At 71.7% G+C, this 24,862-nt stretch carries 17 protein-coding genes; 13 read left to right on the top strand and 4 right to left on the bottom strand.

Annotated elements, in window-relative coordinates:
• Positions 1–145 precede the first annotated feature (145 nt).
• The gene (locus PV419_RS27760; protein ID WP_319693597.1) at positions 146–1,606 is read left to right on the top strand and encodes an aldehyde dehydrogenase family protein; all 1,461 of its coding nucleotides are present in this window, start codon (positions 146–148) and stop codon (positions 1,604–1,606) included.
• A 130-nt stretch (positions 1,607–1,736) separates the two neighbouring features.
• Here the strand turns inward: PV419_RS27760 and PV419_RS27755 are convergent, their stop codons facing one another.
• On the bottom strand, positions 1,737–4,742 hold the full coding sequence (locus PV419_RS27755; RefSeq protein WP_319693595.1) for a glycoside hydrolase family 3 C-terminal domain-containing protein: 3,006 nt from the start codon (positions 4,740–4,742) through the stop codon (positions 1,737–1,739).
• A 341-nt stretch (positions 4,743–5,083) separates the two neighbouring features.
• Here PV419_RS27755 and PV419_RS27750 point away from each other — a divergent pair, with 341 nt between their 5' ends.
• The 5 genes from PV419_RS27750 (at position 5,084) to PV419_RS27730 (ending at position 11,572) form a co-directional block, all read left to right on the top strand.
• Positions 5,084–6,766 carry an extracellular solute-binding protein gene (locus tag PV419_RS27750; protein WP_319693593.1) on the top strand — a complete coding sequence of 561 codons (1,683 nt, stop codon included), beginning with the start codon at positions 5,084–5,086 and terminating at the stop codon, positions 6,764–6,766.
• On the top strand, positions 6,766–7,812 hold the full coding sequence (locus tag PV419_RS27745) for an ABC transporter permease (RefSeq protein WP_319693592.1): 1,047 nt from the start codon (positions 6,766–6,768) through the stop codon (positions 7,810–7,812). The genes PV419_RS27750 and PV419_RS27745 overlap by 1 nt, the downstream gene beginning before the upstream one ends.
• Positions 7,809–8,756 carry a carbohydrate ABC transporter permease gene (locus tag PV419_RS27740; protein WP_319693590.1) on the top strand — a complete coding sequence of 316 codons (948 nt, stop codon included), beginning with the start codon at positions 7,809–7,811 and terminating at the stop codon, positions 8,754–8,756. Before PV419_RS27745 ends, PV419_RS27740 begins: the two co-directional genes overlap by 4 nt.
• A 93-nt stretch (positions 8,757–8,849) precedes the next feature.
• Entirely contained in the window at positions 8,850–10,901 is a 2,052-nt protein-coding gene (locus tag PV419_RS27735; protein ID WP_319693588.1) for a beta-galactosidase, read from the top strand.
• A complete protein-coding gene (locus tag PV419_RS27730; RefSeq protein ID WP_319693587.1) occupies positions 10,871–11,572 on the top strand; it encodes a GH12 family glycosyl hydrolase domain-containing protein in 702 nt (233 codons plus the stop codon). Before PV419_RS27735 ends, PV419_RS27730 begins: the two co-directional genes overlap by 31 nt.
• A 55-nt stretch (positions 11,573–11,627) precedes the next feature.
• Here PV419_RS27730 and PV419_RS27725 read toward each other — a convergent pair whose 3' ends face one another.
• Positions 11,628–12,056 carry a hypothetical protein gene (locus PV419_RS27725; RefSeq protein WP_319693585.1) on the bottom strand — a complete coding sequence of 143 codons (429 nt, stop codon included), beginning with the start codon at positions 12,054–12,056 and terminating at the stop codon, positions 11,628–11,630.
• A 174-nt stretch (positions 12,057–12,230) separates the two neighbouring features.
• Here PV419_RS27725 and PV419_RS27720 point away from each other — a divergent pair, with 174 nt between their 5' ends.
• From PV419_RS27720 to PV419_RS27710, 3 genes are all read left to right on the top strand, one after another.
• Positions 12,231–13,373 carry a sensor histidine kinase gene (locus PV419_RS27720; RefSeq protein ID WP_319693583.1) on the top strand — a complete coding sequence of 381 codons (1,143 nt, stop codon included), beginning with the start codon at positions 12,231–12,233 and terminating at the stop codon, positions 13,371–13,373.
• Entirely contained in the window at positions 13,370–14,038 is a 669-nt protein-coding gene (locus tag PV419_RS27715) for a response regulator transcription factor (protein ID WP_319693927.1), read from the top strand. The genes PV419_RS27720 and PV419_RS27715 overlap by 4 nt, the downstream gene beginning before the upstream one ends.
• Before the next feature lie 132 nt (positions 14,039–14,170).
• Positions 14,171–16,354, top strand: a complete 2,184-nt coding sequence (locus PV419_RS27710; RefSeq protein WP_319693581.1) for an MMPL family transporter — start codon at positions 14,171–14,173, stop codon at positions 16,352–16,354.
• Between the two features lie 19 nt (positions 16,355–16,373).
• On the opposite strand, the gene PV419_RS27705 is transcribed toward PV419_RS27710, so the two are convergent.
• Both PV419_RS27705 and PV419_RS27700 read right to left on the bottom strand, forming a co-directional pair.
• The gene (locus tag PV419_RS27705; protein WP_319693579.1) at positions 16,374–18,419 is read right to left on the bottom strand and encodes a glycoside hydrolase family 31 protein; all 2,046 of its coding nucleotides are present in this window, start codon (positions 18,417–18,419) and stop codon (positions 16,374–16,376) included.
• A 222-nt stretch (positions 18,420–18,641) separates the two neighbouring features.
• Positions 18,642–19,658: a LacI family DNA-binding transcriptional regulator gene (locus tag PV419_RS27700; protein WP_319693577.1), complete on the bottom strand. Its 1,017-nt coding sequence runs from the start codon at positions 19,656–19,658 to the stop codon at positions 18,642–18,644.
• Between the two features lie 240 nt (positions 19,659–19,898).
• Here PV419_RS27700 and PV419_RS27695 point away from each other — a divergent pair, with 240 nt between their 5' ends.
• The 4 genes from PV419_RS27695 to PV419_RS27680 form a co-directional block, all read left to right on the top strand.
• Positions 19,899–21,842, top strand: a complete 1,944-nt coding sequence (locus PV419_RS27695) for an acyl-CoA dehydrogenase family protein (RefSeq protein ID WP_319693575.1) — start codon at positions 19,899–19,901, stop codon at positions 21,840–21,842.
• Between the two features lie 139 nt (positions 21,843–21,981).
• The gene (gene dxr / locus PV419_RS27690) at positions 21,982–23,247 is read left to right on the top strand and encodes a 1-deoxy-D-xylulose-5-phosphate reductoisomerase (RefSeq protein WP_319693573.1); all 1,266 of its coding nucleotides are present in this window, start codon (positions 21,982–21,984) and stop codon (positions 23,245–23,247) included.
• On the top strand, positions 23,244–24,548 hold the full coding sequence (locus PV419_RS27685; protein ID WP_319693571.1) for a site-2 protease family protein: 1,305 nt from the start codon (positions 23,244–23,246) through the stop codon (positions 24,546–24,548). The genes dxr and PV419_RS27685 overlap by 4 nt, the downstream gene beginning before the upstream one ends.
• A gap of 141 nt (positions 24,549–24,689) precedes the next feature.
• Positions 24,690–24,862 (top strand): flavodoxin-dependent (E)-4-hydroxy-3-methylbut-2-enyl-diphosphate synthase (locus PV419_RS27680; protein ID WP_319693925.1); only part of this gene is annotated, 173 nt, incomplete at its 3' end.

The raw sequence follows: 24,862 nt of genomic DNA, 5'->3' as shown, positions 1-24,862 counted from the left end.
GGCCCCCGCCACGCCAATGCGGCGTGAGACGGGGGCCGACTGCTACGCACCGGACAAACAGCTTCCGGCCCGGCCGCGCCTACGGTGGAGGTGGAGACACCTCCGCACCATCACCCCACCACTTTCGGAAGGGTCGGGATCCGCTGTGCCAGACACACACGAAGCCGTCACCCACACGTTCTGGCTCGCCGGCCGCAAGGCCACGGGCGAGACCACCTTCGAGGTCACGTCCCCCTGGGACGGGCGCCTCGTCGGCGCGGTGAGCGTTCCCACCGAGGCCCAGGTCGAGGAGGCCGTCGCGGCCGCCGCCGCCGTTCAGGACGAGTTCGCCGCCACCCCCGCGTACGCGAGGGCCGCCGCCCTCGACCATGTCTCGCGGCGGCTGGGCGAGCGCGGTGAGGAGATCGCGCGGCTCATCTCCGTCGAGAACGGCAAGCCCATGAAGTGGGCGCGCGGTGAGGTCGGCCGGGCCGTCTCCGTGTTCCGGTTCGCTGCCGAGGAGGCCCGCCGGTTCAACGGCGGGGACGCGCAGCGGCTGGACACCGACCCGGGAGGCACCGGGCGGCTGGCGCTCACCCGCCGCTTTCCGCGCGGGGCCGTGCTGGGCATCGCGCCGTTCAACTTCCCGCTGAACCTGTGCGCCCACAAGGTCGCCCCGGCGCTGGCCGTCGGTGCGCCGATCATCCTCAAGCCGGCCCCGGCGACGCCGCTGTCCGCGCTGGTCCTCGGCGAGCTGCTGGCCGAGACCGACCTTCCCGCGGGCTCCTGGAGCGTGCTGCCGGTGCCCAACGACCGGATGCCCGCCCTCGTCCAGGACGAGCGGCTGCCGGTCATCTCCTTCACCGGCTCCGACAAGGTCGGCTACGCCATCAAGCAGTCCGTGCCGCTCAAGCACTGCACGCTGGAGCTCGGCGGCAACGGCGCGGCCGTCGTGCTGGGGGACTACTCCTCCGAGGCCGACCTGGACTGGGCGGCGACCCGCATCGGGACCTTCTCCAACTACCAGGCCGGGCAGTCCTGCATCTCCGTGCAGCGGGTGATCGCGGACGCCTCCGTCTACGAGCGGCTCGTACCGAAGATCGTCGCGGCCGTCGAGGCCCAGGTCACCGGCGACCCCTCCGACGACGCGACCGACGTGGGCCCGCTGGTCAGCGAGGACGCCGCGAAGCGCGTCGAGGCCTGGGTGGAGGAGGCCGTCCAGGGCGGGGCGCGGGTGCTGACGGGCGGCAAGCGCGAGGGCGCGGCCTACGCCCCGACGGTGCTCACCGATGTGCCCGCCGACGCCACGGTCTCCTGCGAAGAGGTCTTCGGGCCGGTACTCATCGTCCGCGAGGCGGCGGGGGAGGATGAGGCCTTCGCCGCGGTCAACGACTCCCAGTACGGGCTGCAGGCGGGCGTCTTCACCCGCGATCTGCAGACCGCCTTCCGCGCCCACCGCGCGCTGGAGGTCGGCGGCGTGATCGTGGGCGACGTCCCGTCGTACCGCGCCGACCAGATGCCCTACGGCGGGACGAAGAGGTCCGGCGTGGGCCGTGAGGGCGTGCGCTACGCGATGGAGGACTACACGTACGAGAGGGTTCTCGTCCTCACCGGCCTCGACCTGTGAGGCACGCCTGACCTCATGCCGAGCGCCCACGCGGAGGGTGACGTAGGTCCTCCGCGTGGGCGCGTGGCCCGTCATACCGGGCCGGGCCCGTGATATCGGGCCGGGCCCGTCCTGTGGCGGCTCCGGACCCTCAACCGGAGAAGCCGAGACGGGCCAGTCTCAGTGCCCCGCGCAGCGTGATGTGCAGGTCATGCACGCCCGACGGGGGAGTGGGCAGAGCGGCGCCCACGGTGGTGTAGCGGTACGGGCCGCCGGTCGGCGGGATGGCGACCGTGGCGAGCGTCGTGCCGTCGGACAGGTGCAGTTCGACCACCGCCGCACCAGCCGGGTCCGCCCCCGCCCCGGTGTCGTCCACGGTCTCCACGGGCTCCAGATTCTCCGTACCCTCCGTACCCTCCGTACCCTCCGTATTCTTCGCATTCTCCGCGCGTGCCGCCTCGACGGTGACCGTCCGCGCGCCCGCCCCGAAGTCGCAGGCGCGGAAGAGCAACCGGCCGATCGCGTCGTCCCCACTGGCCACCGCGTCGCCGCGCACCTTGGTCAGGTCCACCAGCCTGACCCCGTCGGCCGAGTCGAAGTCCGCCGCCGCAAGGCCCCGCTCCAGCACCGGGCGCGGGGCGGGCGGCGGGCCGTCGACGGTCACGGAGGTGGTGCGCCGGATGTCCGCGCTGGACGCGCCGGCGTGGATCTCGTACGTGCCCGGGTCGACGGCCCAGCGGCCGTGTGCCACATCCCAGAAGCCCAGCGCCTCCTCGGCCGGGACGGTGAGGAACAGCCGCGCCGTCTCGCCCTGGCGCAGCGGGACCCGGCGGTGGGCGATGAGCCGGCGGTGCGGGCGCGGGACCCGCGCGCCCGGGGCGCTGACGTAGATCTGCACCACCTCGTCGCCGTCGCACGGGCCGGCGTTGGTGACCTCGCACTCCACCGTGAGCACGGCCCCCTCACCCTCGCCCGCCGTCCGCTCCACCGACAGGTCCCCGTACGCGAAGCGGGTGTACGACAGGCCGTGCCCGAACGGGAACAGCGGCGCGCCGTCGAAGTACAGATAGGTGGCGCGGGACGCGATGATGTCGTAGTCGAGCAGGTCCGGCAGTTCCTCCTCGCCGGCGTACCAGGTCTGCGGCAGCCGGCCGGCCGGTGAGACGTCGCCGAACAGCACCCGGGCGAGCCCGGTCCCCGCCGCCTGCCCGCCGTGCGCGGTCCACAGCAGCGCGGGCAGCGCGTCGGCCGCCTCGCCCACCGCGTACGGATAGCTGGAGACCAGCACCAGGGCGGTGCGCGGATTGGCGGCGTGGGCGGCGCGCCACAGCCGGTCCTGCTGGGCGGGCAGCGCGAGGGTGGTGCGGTCCTCGGTCTCGCGGCCGTTGATGTGCGGGTCGTTGCCCGCCAGGACCAGCACGGTCGTGGCCTCCGCAGCCGCCCGCGCGACCGCGTCCTCACCGCGTTCGACGACCTCCAGCGTGAAGACCTCCGCCTTCGCCGGGTCCGCCTTTGTCCCCTCCGCCTCCGCCTCCGCCGACCCGTCCGGCACGGCAACCTTCAGGCCCTCGGCGGCGACACAGACGTACCCGCCCGTTCCCCCGTGCCGGAGGAGATGTCCGTCGCCGTGCCGCTCCAGCGTGAACGTCTCCTGGACCACCCAGCCCTCGGGCTGCTCGGCCGCGGCCCGTACGAATCCGTCCTCGGCCACGGTCAGATAGCGCCCCGACGGCGCGCGCAGCGTGAGGACGCCGCCGCCCCAGTCGGCCAGGGCCAGATCGGTGGGCGCGGGACCGACGGTCACCGGCGGCAGGTCGGTGCGCCCGGCCGCGTGCGCCGGGTTGAACGAGCCCTCCCGCTCCCGTTCCTCGAACGTCGCGTCCGGGACCCGCACCCACCCCGCCGCGGCGCGCAGCCGCACGGTGTCCGTCCCCTCCACGAACACCACGCGCTCCGCGCCGAGCCGCTCCACCAGCGCCTCGCGCGGTGTGCTGCGGCGGATCAGGCTGCCGCTGTACCAGTCGAGCTTGCACTCGTCCGCGAGCGGGCCGACCACGGCGACGGTGCCCGCCGTGGCGTCGGACAGCGGCAGCAGCCCGTCGTTCTTGAGCAGGACGACGGCCTGCTCGGCGGCCTCCAGGGCGAGCGCCCGGTGGCCCGGTGTGTCGAAGCCGGCCGCCTCCGCCGGGTCGGCGGGCGGGTCGAACTCCCCCAGCGTGAACCGCATGGCCAGCAGCCGCCGCACCGCCGCGTCGACGACCGACGCGTCGATCAGCCCGCGCCGCAGCGCGCCCCGCACCCGCTGGATCGTCTTCGACGCGTCCTGGTCGTGGTCGGTGAAGCTGTCCACCCCGGCCAGCAGGGCCGCGGCCACCGCCTCCTCGTGGGTGTCGAAGTAGTGCTCGGAGTCCACCAGGTTGGAGGGCGCGCCCGCGTCGGAGCACACCACCAGTTCCTGCTCGGTCCAGGTGCGCAAGTGCTCGCGCAGATACGGGGAGACGTGGTTGGGCCGCCCGTTGACCAGGTTGTACGCGGGCATCACGCCCGCCACCGCGCCCGCCCGCACCGCCCCGCGGAAAGCCGCCAGGTCGTACTCGTGCAGCACACGTGGCCGCACCGAGGAGGACATGGTGTCCCGGTGGGTCTCGTTGTTGTGCGCCAGCCAGTGTTTGAGGACGGGCGCGGTGCGCCAGCGGGCCGGGTCGTCGCCGCGCAGCCCGTGTGTGTACGCGGCGGCCAGCGCCGAGGTGAGGTACGGGTCCTCGGCGTAGCCCTCCTCGTTGCGGCCCCAGCGCGGATCGCGCAGCAGATTCACCACCGGCGCCCACACATTGAGCCCCACCCGCTCGTCGCGGGCGCGCATGGCCCGTACCTCGGTGCCCACCGCCTCGCCGATCCGCCGCAGCAGTTCGGGATGCCAGGTCGCGCCGAGCCCCACCGCCTGCGGGAAGACCGTCGCGGGCCCCATCCAGGCCACGCCGTGCAGCGCCTCCTGCCCGGTGCGGAACGGCGCGAGGTCCAGCCGCTCCACGGCGGGGGCGAACTGGTGCAGCATCGCGATCCGCTCGTCGAGGGTGAGCCGCTCCAGCAGGTCCTCGACCCGCTCGCCGACCGGCAGCCGCGGATCGCGAAAGGCCGGAAAGGGGGGTCTCGTCAACTCGCTGGCCTGGCAGCCGCTCACGCGCGGATCCCCTCACGGAGGTCGGAGGTGTCACTGAGGTCGGAGGCGTCGGTCGTGTCATTCGAAGCGCTTCGATGCTGGTGCCGAGCCACCTGGATGTCAAGGCTCGAAATGACAACAACCCCACAGCGTCATGATGTTGCGGGAATGTCACGATGAAGCAGGCCCGCACAGACCTCCTGGCCCGCCCACAGGCCCTCAAGGAATCTTTTGGATGCCACTCTTGCGCGACCCCACCCCCCGACTTAACCTCAGCGCAATATCGAAGCGCTTCGACCATCGGTCGCACGGCGGGTACGCCACGAAGGGTTGACGCAATGCCGAACTCCCAGGCTCCGGCCTCCACTTCCTCTCCGAGCCGGAGAACCGTCCTGTCCTCCGCGGCCGTCGCCGCGGTGGCCGTCGCGGGAGGGGTCCCGCTGCTGTCCGCGTGCTCCACCGAGGAGTCCACCGGCAAGGGCGGGACGACATCCGGCAAGGATCTGAAGAAGCTGCTGCCGGCCTATGTGGCCTCCCACGTGGTGAAGCCGGACATCCCGAGCGTGAACGGCTCGAGCCCCGGATTCACCCAGGCCAAGCCCGCCGCCGAGCTGGTCGCCTCCGTCAAGGGCAAACCGGGCCACGGCGGCAGCTACACCGTGTTCGAACCGCTGTGGGGCACCCCGCCGGCCAAGAACAGCGCTTACTACAAGGCCGTCAACGAGGCCCTCGGCGCGAAGATCACCTTCCAGCCGCAGGACGGCAACACCTACGGCGAAAAGCTCAGTGCCGTCCTGGCCTCCGGGGACATCGCGGACATCGTGATGATCCCGCAGTGGGAGATGGGCGGAAAGCTGATGGGCGCCATCAGCGCCAAGTTCGCCGACCTCGGCCCGTATCTGTCCGGCGACAAGGTCAAGAAGTACCCCAACCTCGCCGCCGTCCCCACCGCCGCCTGGCAGATGTCGGTCTTCGGCGGCAAGCTCCGCGGCCTGCCCATGCCCGCCCGCCCGCTCTCCGGCGTGATCCCCTTCTACCGGGAGGACATCTTCAAGAAGGAGGGCTACGAGGTCCCCAAGAGCGCCGATGAATTCCTCGCCCTCGCCAAGGAGATCACCCGGCCCAAGAGCAAGGTGTGGGCGTGCGAGGACATGTGGTGGTCGGCGCAGATCATCTTCGGCTGCCCCGGGGAGAAGCCGTTCTACTGGGTGGAGAAGGACGGCAAGCTCGTCCACAAGGTCGAGCTGGACAACTACCTCGAAGCCCTGGAGTGGTGCCGCAAGCTCTTCAAGGGCGGCTATGTCCACCCCGACGCGGTCGCGGGCAAGGCCAACGACACGCAGACCCGCTTCACCTCCGGCCAGTCGCTGATCATGAACGACGGCGACGCCAAGTGGTACGGCGCCACCTTCGAACAGGCCGAGCCCAACCCCGACTTCAAGATCCAGGGGATGGACTACTTCGGCGCCGACGGCGGCGACCCCACCCTCTACCTGGGCCCGCCCGCGAACATCTGGTCCTTCCTCAACAAGAAGCTCTCCAAGGACCAGATCGAGGAGATCCTGGCCGTCGCCAACTACATCGCCGCGCCCTACGGCACCAAGGAGCAGCGCCTGATCGACTACGGCGTCGAGGGCGTGCACCACACCTTGAAGCACGGCGCCCCGGTCAAGAACTCCAAGGGCGTCACCGAGGTCCAGGACACCTACCGCTTCATCGTCTCGCCCGAGGCCACCGTCGCGTACCCGGACTTCCCGCAGATGGTGAAGGACTACTGCGGCTGGATGCAGCGCATGGGCAAGTTCGCCAAGAAGCCCGTGTTCTACGGCATGCAGATCCAGGAGCCCAACCGCTACGCCTCCCTCTACACCCCCTTCGAAGACCTGGCCAAGGATGTCGTACGCGGCCGCAAGTCCATCCGCGACGCCCAGAGCGCCATCAGCGACTGGCGCAGCGGCGGCGGTGACAAACTCCGCGACTGGTACGCCAAGATCCTCGAGAAGAACGGCAGCGGCGCCTAATGGCCCTGGAAACCGGCAGCCGGGCCGGCAAGCCGCGCCGCGCGAGATCCACGCGGCGCGGCGGCCCCGGTGGCCCCGACGACTCCGCCGCGTCCGCCCCGCCGCCCACCGCGCCGGACGGCGTGCCCGACGGCGGCATCCGGTGGTGGCAACGGCTGCGCCGGGACCGCACCCTGCTGCTGATGGTGGCGCCGGCCGTCGGCCTGCTGCTGCTGTTCAACTACGTCCCGCTGATCTGGACCACGGTCGCCTTCAAGGACTACGACCCGTTCACCCAGGGGCTGTGGACCAGCCCCTGGGTCGGTTTCGACAACTTCACCCTCCTCTTCGAGGACAACCGCTTCTGGGACGCCTTCGCCAACACCCTCGGCATCACCTTCATCCAGCTGGTGCTCTTCTTCCCCCTCACCATCGCGCTCGCGCTGCTGGTCAACAGCGTGCTCAGCGAGCGGATCCGGGGCGTGGTGCAGTCGATCCTGTATCTGCCGCACTTCTTCTCCTGGGTGCTGGTCATCACCGTCTTCCAGCAGATGCTGGGCGGGGCTGGGCTGCTCGCCCAGCAGCTGCGTCAACACGGGTACGAGGGCTTCGACCTGATGACCGACCCCGGCGTGTTCAAGTTCCTGGTCTCCGCGCAGCTGGTGTGGAAGGACGGCGGCTGGGGCGTCATCGTCTTCCTCGCCGCCCTCTCCGCCGTCAGCCAGGACCTGTACGAGGCGGCGGCGGTGGACGGGGCGAACCGCTGGCGGCGGATGTGGCACGTCACGCTGCCCGCGCTGCGCCCGGTGATCGCCCTGCTGCTGGTGCTGCGCGTCGGCGACTCGCTCACCGTGGGCTTCGAGCAGATCCTGCTGCAGCGCGACGCGGTGGGGCCGGGCGCCTCCGAAGTCTTCGACACCTATGTGTGGTGGGTCGGCATCGCCAACACCGACTACGGGATCGCCGCCGCGGGCGGTCTGATCAAGGGTGTCTTCAGCCTGGTGCTCGTCCTGATCGCCAACAAAGTCGCCCATATGCTCGGCGAGCAGGGGGTTTACCAGAAATGACGGTGACCGCGCAGAGCGCGCCCGCGCGACCTGCCCCGGCCGCGCCGCGGAGCCGCAACAGCAGACGCCCGGTGTGGGAGGAGGAGCCGGGCAAGGCCGGCCAGGGGCTCAAGGGCGCCACCCTGGTCGGGGTGTGCCTGGCGATCCTCGGGCCGCTGTGGGTGGTGGTCGTCACCAGCCTCTCCGACCAGAAGGCCATCACCGACGCCGGCGGCCTGGTCATGGTGCCCAAGACGATCACCTTCCGGGCGTACTCCGAACTGCTCGGCGGCGGCACGGTCACCCGCGCGGCGATCGTCAGCCTCGCCCTGACGGCCGTGGGCACCGTGATCAGTACGGTGGTCTCGATCCTGTGTGCCTACGGCCTGTCCCGCCGGGGGTCCTTCCTGCACCGGCCGATCCTGATGGTGCTGCTCGTCACCATGTTCTTCAACGCCGGTCTGATCCCGACCTATCTGCTGGTCACCGGGGTCGGCCTGGAGGGCAGCTACTGGTCGATGATCCTGCCCAGCGCCATCTCGGTCTTCAACATCCTGGTGCTGCGCTCCTTCTTCCAGACCACCGCGCCCGAGCTGATCGACAGCGCCCGGATCGACGGCGCGGGGGAGTGGCGGATCCTGCTGCAGATCGTGATGCCGCTGTCCAAGGCGGTCATCGCGGTCGTCTCCCTCTTCTACGCGGTCGGCTACTGGAGCCAGTGGTTCAACGCGATGCTCTACCTCAACGACCAGGACATGTGGCCGCTGCAGATGATCCTGCGCCAGCTGGTCATCAAGCAGCAGGCGCCCCAGGGCATGTCCCAGATGATCTCCAGCAGCCAGGTCCCGGGCCTGGCGGTGCAGATGGCCGTCATGGTCCTCGCCCTGATCCCGGTCGTGGTCCTCTACCCGTTCGTCCAGAAGCACTTCACCAAGGGCATGCTCACCGGCGCCATCAAGGGCTAGCCCGCAGGACTCCCGCACGCCTCCCCGCACCACGGCCAGCCGTATTCCCCCAGCTACCGCTGGGCGGTGCCCCCGGACCCGAAGCGAGGCCCGATGCCCGAGCTGAGCGATGTCACCCGCGGCCGCATCCTCTACGGCGGCGACTACAACCCCGAGCAGTGGCCGCAACGCGTCTGGCGCGAGGACGTACGGCTGATGCGCGAGGCCCAGATCACCACCGCCACCGTCGGGGTCTTCTCCTGGGCCAGGCTGGAACCGCGCCCCGGCGCCCGCGACTTCGGCTGGCTCGATACGGTCCTGGACCTGCTCCACGAGGGCGGCATCGAGGTGTGCCTGGCCACCCCCACCGCCTCCCCGCCCCCGTGGATGGGCGCCCGCCACCCCGAGACCCTGCCGCGCGACGAGAACGGCGCCACCGTCTGGTACGGCTCGCGCAACCAGTTCTGCGCCTCCTCCCCGCTCTACCGCGAGTACGCGCTGCGCATCACCGAGGACCTGGCGGACCGCTACGGCGGCCACCCGGCGGTGCGCATGTGGCACGTCGGCAACGAATACGGCACCCACTGCTGGTGCGACACCACCGCCCGCCACTTCCGCCGCTGGCTGCGCACCCGGTACGGCGATCTCGACGCGCTGAACGAGGCGTGGGGCACCGCCTTCTGGAGCCAGCGCTACGACTCGTGGGAGGAGATCATTCCGCCCCGCCGCGCCCAGTATCTGATCAACCCCACCCAGGCGCTGGACTTCCGCCGCTTCACCAGCGACGCCCTGCTGGAGTGCTTCACCGCCGAGCGCGACGTCCTGGCCGCCCGCACCCCGCACATCCCGGTCACCACCAACTTCATGCCCCTGTTCATCGGCCAGGACGGCTGGGCGTGGGCGGCCGAGGAGGACGTGGTCTCCGTCGACCTCTACCCCGACCCCAAGGACCCGCACGCCGCCGCGTACGGGGCGATGATCCAGGACCTGACCCGCTCCCAGGCCGGCGGCCCCTGGGTCCTCATGGAGCAGGCGGCCGGCCCGGTCAACTGGCGCGGCGTCAACCACCCCAAGCCGCCCGGGCTGATGCGCCTGTGGTCGCTGCAGGCCGTCGCCCGCGGCGCGGACGGCGTCTGCTTCTTCCAGTGGCGGCAGTCGCGGCAGGGCAGCGAGAAGTTCCACTCCGGGATGGTCCCGCACGCGGGCGAGCACAGCCGAACCTTCCAGCAGGTGCGCGGGCTCGGCGCCGAGCTGCGCCGGCTCGGTGGGGTCGTCGGCCGCGGCGTCCCCGCCCGCGCCGCGATCCTGCACGACTGGCACGCCTGGTGGGCCACCGTCCAGGACGGCCGGCCCTCCGCCCGGCTCGACTACCCCCAGGTGGTGCGCGCCTGGCACCAGGCCCTGTGGGAGGAGAACCTCACCACCGACTTCGCCCACCCGCACGCCGACCTCAGTGACTACGCCCTGGTCACCGTCCCCCACCTGTATCTGCTCACCGACGAGGCGCTGGACAACCTGGCCGGCTACGTACGCGGCGGCGGCACCCTCGTCTGCGGCTTCTTCACCGGAGTCGCCGACGAGGACGACCGGGTCCGCCCGGGCGGCGTCGACCAGCGGCTCCGCGATCTCCTCGGCATCCGCACGGTCCACGAGTGGTGGCCGCTGGACGAGGGCGAAACCCTCACCGCCCAGGGCCCCTCCTGGCCGGCCGGCTTCACCGCCACCCTCTGGTCCGAGGACCTGGAGCCGTCCACCGCCGAGACCGTCGCCCGGATCAAGGGCGGCGAACTCGACGGCGGGCCCGCCATCACCCGCAACCGTCACGGCGCCGGCACCGCCTGGTACGTCTCCACCCTGCCCGAACCCGCCGCGCTGCGCGCGCTGCTGGCCCGCGCCGCCGACGAGGCGGGTCTGCGGCCACCGCTGCCCGGCCTCCCCGAGGGCGTGGAGGCCGTCTTCCGCGGCGAGCACCTGTTCCTCCTCAACCACGGCCGCGCCCCCGCGGTCGTCCCCCTCCCGTCCGCGCGGACCGACCTGCTCACCGGCCGCGTGTACGACACACAGGTCGGCCTCGACCGCTATGCGGCCGTGGTCCTGACCCCGCTCGATTCCCCCCACCCGAAGGGAGCAGCACCGTGCAACGAGCCGCTCGAAAGCTCTTCCTGACCCCGCTGTTCGCGCTCCTGGCGCTCATCGGCTTCGCCGCCGCCCCCGCCCACGCCGCCACCTGGTCCTCGTCGGACCAGTGGGGCACCTGGTCCAACGGCGGCTACACGCTCTACAACAACATCTGGGGCTCCGGCGCCGGATCCCAGACCATCTGGGCCAACTCCTCCAGCGACTGGGGCGTCTGGGCCAACCACCCCAACACCGGCGGCATCAAGTCCTACCCCAACGCCAAGCGGGTCGTCGGCAAGAAGGTCAGCGCCATAGGCTCCCTCAAGAGCAGCTACAACGTCACCGTGCCGTCCTCGGGCGCGTACAACACCTCGTACGACATCTGGGACAGCAACTACGACTACGAGATCATGCTCTGGATGAACAAGACCGGCCCGGTCGGTCCCCTCGGCACCTCCCAGGGCAGCCTCACCCTCGGCGGCCACAGCTGGACCGTCTACAAGGGCAGCAACGGCGCCAATGAGGTCTTCTCCTTCATCCGCACCTCGAACTCCACCTCCGGCTCCGTGGACATCAAGGCCATCGTGAACTGGATCAAGAACACCAAGGGCTGGTTCGGCGACGTCACCATCGGCGACGTCCAGTTCGGCTACGAGATCACCTCCTCGTCCGGCGGCCTGGACTTCAGGACCAACAGCTTCGGCGTGTCCTTCAGCTGATCCCGCCTGCCCGACCGCGTGCCGCCGCTCCCCGGGGAGCGGCGGCACATGGCGTTCAGGAGCGCCCTCCGCGCCGTCGGCGCAGGCCCTCCGCGCACACCCCGCACAGCGCGCCCCACAGGGCGTTGATGGCCAAGAGCGGGACGATCGCGATCGGATGGGCGAGCGGTCCCTGCAGCCGCCCGGTCAGCACGGGCGAGAGGATGCCGCTCAGCACGAGGACGGCCAGCGCGTATCCGAGGCCGGCGGCGACAAGCGTCGGCACGGGCTCGGGAGCGCGGCCGAGGCCCACGACGAGGATCCAGGTCAGCGAGATGGCCGCGGTGAGGATCAGGGGCGTCGCCGGTTTCCCCAACGCGTCGCTCAAACCGACGACGGAGCACAGGGGCCGGATCAGCGCCACGGCGGTCAGGCCCGCCACCAGCGGCGGATGGAGCCGACGGTGCCAGGGCGCGGCGCGGCGGCGCTTGTCGTACGCGTTCATGCCCGCAGCGTGGCGGAACGGCCCGCGGCCGGGCATCGGCCCGCCGGCGACACCTGCCGTACCCCTGCGGTTGTGGCCTCGCCGCCCCGCGTACTCCCCGAGTCGCGGCCCGGGCCCGGCCGTTCCGCCGCGCGGAGGAGGAGCGCGTATGCGAGTCGCCTCTAGGGTGAGCGCATGGTGTCTCACGGCTCTCTCGCGCGTCTGTGGCCGCCGCGCGGCCGGTGGGCGGACGCGGTGCCGGCCGGCGGTGTGTTCGTGCTGGCGGCCTTGGGCGGTATGAGGTCGCTCATCGGCGAGCGCGAGGAGCCCTGGCCGGTGACGGTCTTCGGCTGGGCGATGATCGTCGCCGCCTGCGGGGCGCTCTGCTTCCGCCGCCGCCGTCCGGTGTCCGTCGCCCTCGGCGTGCTGGCCGCCACCGCCGCCTACTACCTCACCAGCACCTATGACGGGCCGCTCCTGGTCGCGTTGGTCGTCGCGCTGTACGCGGTCGCGGCCCAGGGACAGCCGCGGGCGGCCGCCGCCATCGCCGCGCTGAGCGTCGTCGCCGTCGGCGTCGGCACGCTGGAGGGCAACGACGACGTCAACGGGGTCGCCCTCTTCATGCTCACCGGCTGGCTGGTCGCGGTGGTCGCGCTCGGCTGGGTGCGCCACACCCGCCTGGCCTACGTCCACGAGGTGGAGCAGCGCGCGGCCGGCGAGGAGCGGCTGCGCATCGCCCGGGAGCTGCACGACGTCATCGGCCACCACATCTCCCTCATCAGTGTCCAGTCCTCGGCCGCCCTGCACCGCATCAACAAGGACCCCGGGCAGGCCGAGACGGCCCTCGCCGCGATCAAGAAGTCCAGCCGCGAGGCGCTGCGCGAGCTGCGGACGACCCTCGGCCTGCTGCGGCAGGTCGACGAGGAGGCGCCTATGGCGCCGCCGCCGGGCCTGGCCCGGATCGGCGAACTCGTCGAGTCGGCGCGGTCGGCCGGGTTCGAGGTGCGCACGCACACCAGCGGCGAGCGGGTGCCGCTGCCCACCGAAGTGGAGCTGGCCGCCTACCGCATCGTCCAGGAAGCGCTCACCAATGTGGCCCGCCACTCCGGGGCCACCGCCGTCACCGTCCACGTCGGCCACGCGCCCCGCGAGGTCCGGCTCGAGATCGCGGACAACGGGCGCGGCCCGCACCGGACCGCCCCCGGCAGCGGCATCAGCGGCATGCGCGAGCGCGCCCGCGCACTGGGCGGCGAACTGACCGCGGGCCCCGGGCCGGACGGCGGCTTCGCCGTACGGGCCCGGCTGCCGCACCGGAACGGAGCACCATGGCAACCATGATCAAGATCCTGCTGGCAGACGACCAGCGGCTGGTGCGCGCCGGATTCCGCTCGATCCTGGAGGACGAGGACGACATCACGGTGGTCGCCGAGGCGGGCGACGGAGACGAGGCCGTCTCCGCCTGCCGCGAGCTGCGTCCCGACGTGGCGCTGCTGGACATCCGGATGCCCGGAACCGACGGCCTGGAGGCGGCCCGGCGGATCACCGCCGACCCCCGCCTGGAGGGCGTCAGGGTCGTCATCCTGACCACCTTCGACCTGGACGACTATGTGTACGGCGCGCTGCGCGCAGGCGCCACCGGCTTCCTGGTCAAGGACACCGAACCGGAGGAGCTGATCCACGCCGTGCGGGTGGCGCACCGCGGTGACGCGCTGATCAGCCCCTCCGTCACCCGCCGACTGATCGCCGAGTTCGCCGGGCGGGTCAGGGCCCCGGAGCCGGGCCCGAGGCTGCGCGCCCTCACCGGCCGCGAGCGCGAGGTGATGGAGCTGGTGGCCGCCGGGCTGACGAACGACGAGATCGCCGCCCGGCTGGTGCTCAGCCCGGCCACCGCCAAGACCCACGTCAGCCGCATCATGACCAAGCTGGACGTCCGGGACCGCTCCCAACTGGTCGTGCTGGCCTACGAGTCCGGGATGGTCAGCCCCGGCTGGCTGGCCGGGTAGCGCGGCCCCTTCCGCGACCACGACCGCGACCGGGGGAGTACGCGGGCGCGGCACCCCCCAACCCATGGGGTACGGCAGGTGTCCGCCCCGGGCCGACGCCCCGGGGCACACCCGGCCCGGATGCTGCGACCCATGAGCGACACGAGCGACACGACCGCGACGACCGAGCCCCCCGAGGGCCGGACGCCCCACCCCGCAGGCGCCTTCGGGCGCCTCGCCTCCTGGTCCCAGACCCATCGCTGGGGCGCCCTGCTCCTGTGGATCCTCGTGGTGGCCGCGATCACCCTCGGATCGCAGGCGGCCGGCAGCGCCTACCGCAACGACTTCGCCCTGCCCGGCACCGACTCGCAGACCGCCACCGACCTGATGGCCGAACACGGAGCCCGGCAGGCGGGCGACAGCGTGCAGATCGTCTTCAAGGACGAGGGCGAGGGCGGGCTGCGCGCCGAGCGCGGCCGCGTCGGGAAGACGCTCGACCGGATCGGCGGCCTGCCCGGCGTCGCCGAGGTGCGCGGCCCGTACGCGGACGCCTCCGCGATCTCCCGGGACGGCACCATCGGCTATGCGACGGTCACCCTCGACGGCAAGGCGGAGCAGGTGCCGAAGGGGGACATCACCAGGATCATCGACACCGCGAAGGCCGCCGAGGGGCACGGCCTCACGGTCGCGCTCGGCGGTGAGGCGGTGCGCGGCGCCGAGGAGGAGGCGGGCGGCGCGGCGGAGGGCGCGGGCATGCTCGCGGCGCTGGTCATCCTCGTCATGCTGTTCGGCTCGCTGGTGGCGGCCGCGCTGCCGCTGGTCACCGCGGTGTTCGCGGTGGGCGGCGCCATCGGTCTGATCGCCCTGGCCTCGCACCTGTTCACGGTCGCCGACTTCACCCCGCCCGTCATGATGCTCGTCGGGCTCGGGGTGGGCGTGGACTACGCGCTGCTGATCTTCTACCGCTACCGGCACGAGCTCATCCGCGGCGCCGCCGCCCACACCGCCACCCGCACCGCGCTGGACGCAGCCGGCCGTACGGTCTTCTTCGCCGGCTGCACCGTCATCATCGCGCTCCTCGGCCTGGTCGCCCTGGGCCTGGGCGCCCTGCAGGGCGTGGCGCTCGCGGTCGCGCTGACCGTGCTCGTCACCATGGCCGCCTCCCTGATCCTGCTGCCCGCGCTGCTCGCGGTCCTCGGCGGGCGCGTGAGGCGCCAGGTGCTGCGCCGCGCCGAACGCGCCCGGAGCAAGGGGAGGGAGGAGGGCCGGCGCTGGCGGGCCCTGGCCCTCGCCGTGCAGCGGCGCCCGCTGCCCGCGCTGCTGGCCGCCGTCATGGCGCTGCTCGCGCTGTCCGCCCCCGCGCTGGGCCTGCGCCTGGGCTTCGCCGACGCGGGAAACGACCCGACCACGTCCACCAGCCGCCGCGCCTACGACCTGCTCGCCGAGGGCTTCGGTCCCGGGTTCAACGGCCCGTTGGTCGTGGTGAGCCAGGGCGACGCGGCGGCCGCCCGGGAGCTGCGCGCCACACTCGCGCGCACCGACGGCATCGCCGCCACCACCCCGCCGCTGCCCTCGAAGGACGGCGCCGTCTCCACGGTCCTCGCCTTCCCCACCACCTCCCCGCAGGACGAGGGCACCGCCGACCTCGTCCACACGCTGCGCGACCGCGTCCTGCCGCGGCTCGGCGAGCGCACCGGCGCCGACTACCTGGTGGGCGGGTCCACGGCCGCCGCACAGGACTTCGCCGACTCCGTCGCGGACCGGATGCCGCTGTTCGTCGCCGTCGTCGTCGGCCTGTCCGCGCTGCTCCTCATGGTGGTCTTCCGGTCCGTACTGATCCCGCTGAAGGCCGCGCTGCTCAACCTGCTGTCCATCGCGGCCGCCCTGGGAGTGATCACCCTGGTCTTCCAGGAAGGCTGGTTCGGGGCCCAGCCCGGCCCGATCGAGGCGTTCATTCCCGTGATGATCTTCGCGATCGTCTTCGGCCTCTCCATGGACTACGAGGTGTTCCTGGTCTCCCGCATCCATGAGGAGTGGGAACGGACCCGGGACCACTCCCACGCGGTCCGCGAGGGTCTTGCGGCCACCGGCAAGGTGATCACGGCGGCCGCCGCCATCATGATCGTGGTGTTCGCCGCCTTCGTCCTCAGCCCGAGCCGCATGCTCCAGCAGTTCGGCCTGGGCCTCGCGGTGGCCGTCCTGCTGGACGCGGTGGTGATCCGCTGTCTGATCGTGCCGGCCGTCATGCGGCTGCTCGGCAGGCACGCCTGGTGGCTGCCCGCCCCCCTCGCCCGGCGGCTGCCGAAGGTGGCGCTGGAGCGGCCGGCCGACGGCTGAGGCGGGCGCCGACCGCGCGTCAGGGCTCCCGCACCGGCAGCCGCGCGTCGTCCCTCAGGAACAGCGGGATGCGGTCCAGCGGTGCGGGCACGGTCACCGTCCCGCCGCCCCGCAGGCTCTCGCCCGTCCAGGCGTCCGTCCAGCGCGCCCCCGCCGGGAGGTAGGCGGTCCGCTCGGTCGCGCCCGCCTCCAAAACCGGGGCGACCAGCAGGTCGGGGCCGAGCAGAAAGGCGTCCGCGACGCCCCAGGCCGCCTCGTCGCCCGGGAACTCGAGGAAGAGCGGGCGCATGGGCGGCAGCCCCTCCTCGTGGGCGGCGCGCATCTGCGCCAGCACATACGGCTTGAGCCGCTCACGCAGCCGCAGACAGGAGCCGAGGATGCGCTCGGCCTCCTCGCCGTACGACCACACCTCGTTCGGGCCGCCGGTCATGCCGGGCCCGAGCGGCAGCCCCGGATCGCGGAAGCCGTGCAGCCGCATGATCGGCGACAGCGCGCCGAACTGGAACCAGCGGATCAGCACCTCGCGGTACGCCGGGTCGTCCGGGTCGCCGCCGTGGAAGCCGCCGATGTCGGTGTTCCACCACGGGATGCCGGAGAGGGCGACGTTCAGGCCGGCGGCGATCTGCCGGCGCAGCGTCGCGAAGTCCGTGCCGATGTCGCCGGACCACAGCGCGGCCCCGTGGCGCTGGCTGCCCGCCCACGCCGAGCGGTTGAGGGTCACCACCTCCTCCTCGCCCGCCGCGCGCAAGCCCTCCTGGATCGCGCGGGCGTTCTCACGCGGGTAGAGGTTGCCGACCTCAAGGCCCGGCCCCGCGTGGTAGCGCAGATTCGCCGGGAAGCCGGGCTTGAGCTCCGGTTCACAGGCGTCCAGCCAGAAGGCGCGGATCCCGTACGGCTCCAGGTAGTTCTCCCGCACCCGCGACCACATGAACTCCCGGGCCCGTGGATGAGTCGCGTCGTAGAAGGCGACGTGGATCCGCTCGCCCTCGCGCACATCGGGCCAGTCGGCGTGCGCCGTGGGCCCGTACTCGGTGCCCACCAGGAAGCCCCGCTGCTCCATCGTCTCGTGGTTCTCGCTCAGCGGGGAGACCGAAGGCCACACCGAGACCACCAGCTTGATGCCCAGGTCCTCCAGCTCACGCGTCATCGCCGCCGGGTCGGGCCAGGCCGCCGGGTCGAACTTCCAGTCGCCAAGGTGCGTCCAGTGGAAGAAGTCGCAGACGATCGCGTCGATCGGCAGCCCGCGCCGCTTGTGCTCGCGGGCCACGGTCAGCAGCTCCTCCTGGGTGCGGTAGCGCAGCTTGCACTGCCAGAACCCGGCCGCCCACTCCGGCAGCATCGGCGCGCGGCCGGTCACCTCGGAGTAGCGGCGCTGCGCGGCGGCCGGGTCCCCGGCCGTGATCCAGTAGTCGATCTGGCGCGCGCTGTCGGCGACCCAGCGGGTGCCGGTCGCGGCCAGCTCGACGCGCCCGATGGCCGGGTTGTTCCACAGCAGGGTGTAGCCGCGGCTGGAGGTGAGGACCGGGATCGACACCTCGGAGTTGCGCTGCACCAGGTCGATCACGGCGCCCTTCTGGTCCAGCAGGCCGTGCTGGTGCTGGCCGAGGCCGTACAGTCGCTCGCCCTCGTACGCCTTGAAGCGCTGCTCGATGCGGTGGTAGCCGTTGCCCGTGGCGGTGCGCAGCCGCGGCCCCGGCCACCAGAAGTGCGCGCGCTGCTCGGCGAGCAGCTCCCGGCCGCCCTCGGTGGTCTCGAACCGGATCATGCCGTCCGCGGAGATCCGGGCGGTGATCGCGCCGCAGGTCAGCGACGCCTCCTCGGCCTCGATCGCGACGCTCGCGGCCGCTTTCGGCGGGCCGTCGAGGAGCGCGCCGGGCAGGTCCTCCAGCAGCGGCCCGCCGAGCCGGGCGCGGACCCGGATCGCGTCGGGCCCCCACGGCTCCAGACGTACGGTCTCCTGCCGCCCGCTCCACTCCAGCGCGCCGTCGCGCTCGCTGAAGGTGCCGACGGTGGGGGAGGACTGGGCGAGCGACGCTGAGGCGGTGACCGGTGGGGACTGGCTCACGGGTGACGCTCCTCGGGGTGCGGCGGTGAACGTACGGGCGGGGAGAGCTTTACGGGCGTATCGCTTCGGGGACGTGGGGCCCTGAGAAAGATCGTCGGCGCTTCGAGGGCGGGGCTTCAGCGGGACTGCTGCGGGGCTTCCGGCAGGGCTTCGAGCGGGGGCTTCGGCGGGAGGGAGGGCGCGGTGGCGCGCGGCAGACGGCCGCTACGGGCCGCGGCCGGGTCAGGACGCGGCGTTCGGCGCCGGCCCCGAGCTCGCCCGTACGGTCAACTCGGGCGCCAGCAGGGCCACCGCGTCCGCGCCGTGCCCCTCCAGCTTGGCCACCACCAGCTCCACCGCGCGCCGCCCCATCTCGTGCGCGGGGATCGCGACCGAGGTCAGCCGCACCGAGGCCTGGGCGGCCACCTGGTCGGGGCAGACCGCCACCACCGAGACGTCCTCGGGCACCGCGCGCCCCTGCAGGCGCAGCAGGCTCAGCAGCGGGTCGATGGCGGCCTCGTTCTGCACCACGAAGCCGGTGGTGCCGGGGCGCTCGTCGAAGATCCGGGCCAGCGCCCCGGCCATGGACTCGTAACTGCCCCCGCACGGGCGGTGCAGCAGACGCAGCCCCAGCTCGCGGGCGCGGCCGCGCAGCCCGTCCAGGGTCCGTACCGCGAAGCCGGTGTGGCGCTCGTACACCGCCGCCGCCTCGCCGACCACGGCGATCTCGCGGTGGCCGAGCCCGGCCAGATGCTCCGCGCACAGCGCGCCGGTCGCCGTGAAGTCGAGGTCGACGCAGGTCAGTCCGACGGTGTCGGCGGGCAGCCCGATCAGTACGGTGGGCTGGCGGGCGTCCCGCAGCGGCGGCAGCCGCTCGTCCTCCAGCTCCACATCCATCAGGATCATGGCGTCGGCGAGCCCGCTGCCGGTGACCCGGCGCACGGCCGCCGGGCCCTCCTCGCCGGTCAGCAGCAGCACGTCATAGCCGTGGGTGCGGGCGGTGGTGGCCACCGCGATGGCGACCTCCATCATCACGGGCACATACATATCGGTACGCAGCGGCACCATCAGCGCGATGATGTTGGAGCGGCTGCTGGCGAGGGCGCGGGCGCCGGCGTTCGGGTGGTAGCCGAGCTCCTGGATGCTCTGCTCGACCCGCTCGCGGGTGGGGCCCGAGATCGAGCGCTTGCCACTGAGGACGTAACTCACCGTGCTGGCGGAGACTCCGGCGTGCCGGGCGACCTCGGCGAGGGTGACCATGCGGGGACTCCGTCCAGATCATTGAAGCGCTTCGATTGGAGTGTCGAACCCCTCCTGGCTGGCTGCGCGCATCGACAGTAAACCGGTCCGGGTTCACTGTCCAGATAGTCGAAGCGCTTCAACTGGCTTTTTCCACCGCCTGGGGCCACACGCTTTGCCGCCCCGCCGGGCCGGATGCACACTGGCACCGTACGTGCCGGTAATGTCACGAGATTGTCCATTCGCGGCAAGGGAGCACCCATGACCGCATCATCCGTCAGGCCGGTGTCCGAGCGCGAAGCGCGCCAGGTCGCCGAGGCAGCCCGCGAGCAGGTATGGCACAAGCCGAGCTTCGCCAAGGAACTGTTCCTCGGCCGCTTCCGGCTCGATCTGATCCACCCCCACCCCGCCCCCGCCCCGGACGACGTACGGCGCGGTGAGAAGTTCCTCGACAAGCTGCGCGAGTTCTGCGAGACCCGCATCGACGCCGCCCGCATCGAGCGCGAGGCCAAGATCCCCGACGAGACCATCGAGGGGCTCAAGGAGCTCGGCGCGCTCGGCATGAAGATCGACCCCAAGTACGGCGGAGCCGGCCTCACCCAGGTCTACTACAACAAGGCCCTGGCCCTCGTCAGCTCGGCGAGCCCGGCCATCGGCGCGCTGCTCTCGGCCCACCAGTCCATCGGCGTTCCGCAGCCGCTCAAGCTGTTCGGCACCCAGGAGCAGAAGGACACCTTCCTGCCCCGCTGCGCCCGTACCGACATTTCGGCCTTCCTGCTCACCGAGCCGGACGTGGGCTCCGACCCGGCCCGGCTCGCCACCACCGCCGTGCCCGAAGGGGACGACTACATCCTCGACGGAGTGAAGCTGTGGACGACCAACGGCGTGGTCGCCGACCTCCTCGTGGTCATGGCCCGCGTCCCCGCGTCCGAGGGCCACAAGGGCGGCATCACCGCCTTCATCGTCGAGACGGCCTCCGAGGGCGTCACCGTCGAGAACCGCAACGCCTTCATGGGCCTGCGCGGCCTGGAGAACGGGGTGACCCGCTTCCACCGGGTCCGCGTCCCCGCCGCCAACCGCATCGGCCCGGAGGGCGCTGGACTCAAGATCGCCCTGACCACCCTCAACACCGGCCGGCTCTCGCTGCCCGCGATGTGCGCGGGCTCCGGGAAGTGGTGTCTGAAGATCGCCCGCGAGTGGTCCGCGGCCCGCGAGCAGTGGGGCAAGCCGATCGCCCGGCACGAGGCCGTCGGCGCCAAGATCTCCTTCATCGCGTCGACCACCTTCGCCCTGGAGGCCGTCATCGACCTCGCCTCCCAGATGGCCGAGGAGAGCCGCAACGACATCCGTATCGAGGCGGCGCTGGCCAAGCTGTACGGCAGCGAGATGGCCTGGCTGATGGCCGACGAGCTGGTCCAGATCCGCGGCGGCCGCGGCTTCGAGACCGCCGCCTCGCTCGCCGCCCGCGGCGAGCGGGCCGTCCCGGCCGAGCAGATGCTCCGCGACCTGCGCATCAACCGCATCTTCGAGGGCTCGACGGAGATCATGCACCTGCTGATCGCCCGCGAGGCCGTGGACGCCCATCTGTCCGTGGCGGGCGACCTCATCGACCCGGACAAGTCGCTGTCCGACAAGGGCAAGGCGGCCGCCAAGGCCGGCGGCTTCTACGCCCGCTGGCTGCCGGGCCTGGTCACCGGTCCCGGCCAGCTCCCCCGCGCATACGCCGAATTCCGCCCGCCCCGTCACCGCGACCTCTCCCCGCACCTGCGCTACGTCGAGCGCTCGGCCCGCAAGCTCGCCCGGACCACGTTCTACGCCATGTCCCGCTGGCAGGGCCGGATGGAGACCAAGCAGGGCTTCCTCGGCCGCATCGTGGACATCGGCGCGGAGCTGTTCGCCATGAGCGCCGCCTGCGTACGGGCCGAGATGCTGCGCACCACGGGCGACCACGGCGTCGAGGCGTACCAGCTGGCCGACGTCTTCTGCCGGCAGGCACGGATCCGCGCCGAGGAGCTCTTCGCCCGGCTGTGGACCAACACCGACGAGCTCGACCGCAAGGTTGTCGCGGGCGTCCTGGCGGGCTCGTACACCTGGCTGGAGGAGGGTGTGCTCGACCCCAGCGGCGACGGCCCCTGGATCGCCGACGCCACCCCGGGCCCGGCCCTGAAGGAAAACGTCCACAGGCGCATCAGGCCCCGCGCCTGATGCCGGCGGGCCCGTAGTTGCGCCCGGGTTCCCCCACCCGGGCGCAACCATCAATTGAGCAACCTCCGCGGCGAGCAACCAGGTCCGCGAGAGCGGCGCCGGTTTAGGCGCGGAGAGGGGCAAGGGCAACAATGGGGCAATGACGGATTCCCTCGCTGACCCGCACCTCCGCTTTCCGGCGGCCACCGCCGCCACAGGAGGCCCGCGCGACATCGTGATCCTGGGCTCCACCGGATCGATCGGCACCCAGGCCATCGACGTGGTGTTGCGCAACCCCGACCGCTTCCGGGTGACCGGGCTGTCCGCCGCGGGCGGGAGGGCCGGGCTGCTCGCCGAGCAGGCGCACCGGCTCGGGGTGCGGTCGGTCGCGGTGGCGCGGCCGGAGGCCGTGTCCGAGCTGCGCGAGGCGCTGGCCGCGCGGTACGGGGCGGGGGAGCCGCTGCCGGAGATCGTCGCGGGGCCGGACGCGGCCACCGAGCTGGCCCGCTCCGAGTGCGACACCGTGCTCAACGGCATCACCGGCTCCATCGGCCTGGCGCCCACCCTCGCCGCGCTCGAGGCCGGCCGGGTGCTCGCGCTGGCCAACAAGGAGTCGCTGATCGTCGGCGGCCCGCTGGTCAAGGCCCTGGCCAAGCCCGGGCAGATCGTGCCGGTCGACTCCGAGCACTCCGCCCTCTTCCAAGCGCTGCTCGGCGGCTCCCGGCAGGAGGTCCGCAAGCTGGTGGTCACCGCGTCCGGCGGGCCGTTCCGGGGGCGTACGAAGCAGGAGCTGACCGAGGTCACGCCCGAGCAGGCGCTGGCCCACCCCACCTGGGCGATGGGCCCGGTCATCACGATCAACTCCGCGACCTTGGTCAACAAGGGGCTGGAGGTCATCGAGGCGCATCTGCTCTACGACATTCCCTTCGACCGGATTGAGGTGGTGGTCCACCCGCAGTCGTATATCCACTCGATGGTCGAATTCATTGACGGCTCCACCCTGGCGCAGGCGAGTCCGCCCGATATGCGGATGCCCATCGCGCTCGGTCTCGGCTGGCCGGACCGGGTGCCGGACGCCGCGCCGGGCTGTGACTGGACCAAGGCGCACACCTGGGAGTTCTTCCCGCTGGACAACGACGCCTTCCCCTCGATCGGCCTCTCCCGCCACGTCGGCGCGCTCGGCGCCACCGTGCCCGCCGTCTTCAACGCGGCGAACGAGGAGTGCGTGGACGCCTTCCTGGCCCGGAAGCTGCCGTTCAACGGAATCGTCGATACGGTCGCCCAAGTGGTGGCCGAACACGGCACCCCCACCGCGGGAACCCGGCTCACGGTCGAGGACGTCCTCCAGGCCGAGGCCTGGGCTCGCACCCGCGCCCGTGAACTGGCCGCCCGCGCGGCGAACGCGACTCCGGAGGCTCGCGCATGACGACACTGATGATGACGGTCCTCGGCATAGTCGTATTCGTCGTCGGACTGCTTTTCTCGATCGCCTGGCACGAACTCGGCCATCTCTCCACGGCCAAGCTCTTCGGTATCCGGGTGCCGCAGTACATGGTCGGCTTCGGCCCGACGATCTTCTCCCGGAAGAAGGGGGAGACGGAGTACGGCATCAAGGCCGTCCCGTTCGGCGGCTATATCCGCATGATCGGGATGTTCCCGCCCGGCGACGACGGGAAAATAGCGGCCCGCTCCACCTCGCCGTGGCGCGGCATGATCGAGGACGCCCGGTCGGCCGCCTACGAGGAGCTGCAGCCCGGCGACGAGACCCGGATGTTCTACACGCGCAAGCCGTGGAAGCGCGTGATCGTGATGTTCGCCGGGCCGTTCATGAATCTGGTGCTCGCCGTGGTGATCTTCCTCGGCGTGATGATGTCCTTCGGTGTCAACACCCAGACCACCACCGTGGGCACCGTCCAGAAGTGCGTGGTGCCGGCCTCGGCCGACACCGACAAGTGCCCCAAGAGCGCCAAGGACACCCCGGCCAACACCGCCGGGCTGCGGCCCCGAGACAAGATCGTCGCTTTCAACGGCGAGCCGACCTCTGACTGGAGCACCCTCCAGCAGAGCATCCGCAAGACGGTCGGCCCCGCGACGATCACCGTCGAGCGGAACGGCGTCCGCAAGGATCTGCACGCGGTCCTCATAAAGCACCAGGTCGCCAAGTCGGACGGGCGGGGCGGCTATGTGGAGGGGAAGTACGTCACCGCGGGATTCCTCGGCTTCACCCCGGCGAGTGGCGTGGTCAAGCAGACCTTCGGCCAGTCGGTGGACCGCATGGGCAATATGGTCGAGGACGGCATCGACTCGCTGATCGCCCTGCCCTCGAAGGTCCCCGACCTGTGGAACGCGGCCTTCGGCGACGGTGAGCGCAAGGCGGACTCCCCGATGGGCGTCGTGGGCGCGGCCCGGGTCGGCGGAGAGGTCGCCAACCTGGACATCCCGGCCTCCCAGCGGGTGGCCACCATGCTCTTCCTGGTGGCCGGCTTCAACCTCTCGCTCTTCCTCTTCAACATGCTGCCGCTGCTGCCGCTGGACGGCGGGCACATGGCGGGCGCGATCTGGGAGGGCGTGCGGCGCCACACCGCCCGGCTGGTCCGCCGGCCCGACCCCGGGCCGTTCGACGTGGCCAAGATGATGCCGGTCGCCTATGTGATCGCCGGGGTGTTCATCTGCTTCACCCTGTTGGTGCTGGTGGCCGACGTGGTGAATCCGGTGAAAATCTCCTGATGATGCGAAATGCCCCGAAGTGCACCTTTGGGTGCACTCCGGAACCGTAATGTGCCCGGCCCGCATACGGTGCCGTAACCTCGGACACCGGAGCCCGCCGATCTCGGGACCTTCATTCATGACCTTGGGGTTGCTCGCCAGATGACAGCGATTTCGCTTGGAATGCCGTCCGTTCCGATCAAGCTCGCCGACCGCAGAGTCAGCCGGAAGATCCAGGTCGGGTCGGTGGCGGTGGGCGGGGACGCGCCGGTGTCGGTGCAGTCGATGACGACGACGGTGACGGCGGATGTGGGTGCGACGCTGCAGCAGATCGC

The organism is Streptomyces sp. ME19-01-6, from assembly GCF_033793745.1.
In the GTDB taxonomy this organism is placed as follows: domain Bacteria; phylum Actinomycetota; class Actinomycetes; order Streptomycetales; family Streptomycetaceae; genus Streptomyces.
Note: the sequence above shows the minus strand (reverse complement) of the source record. Positions and strands in the feature narration are given on the sequence as shown.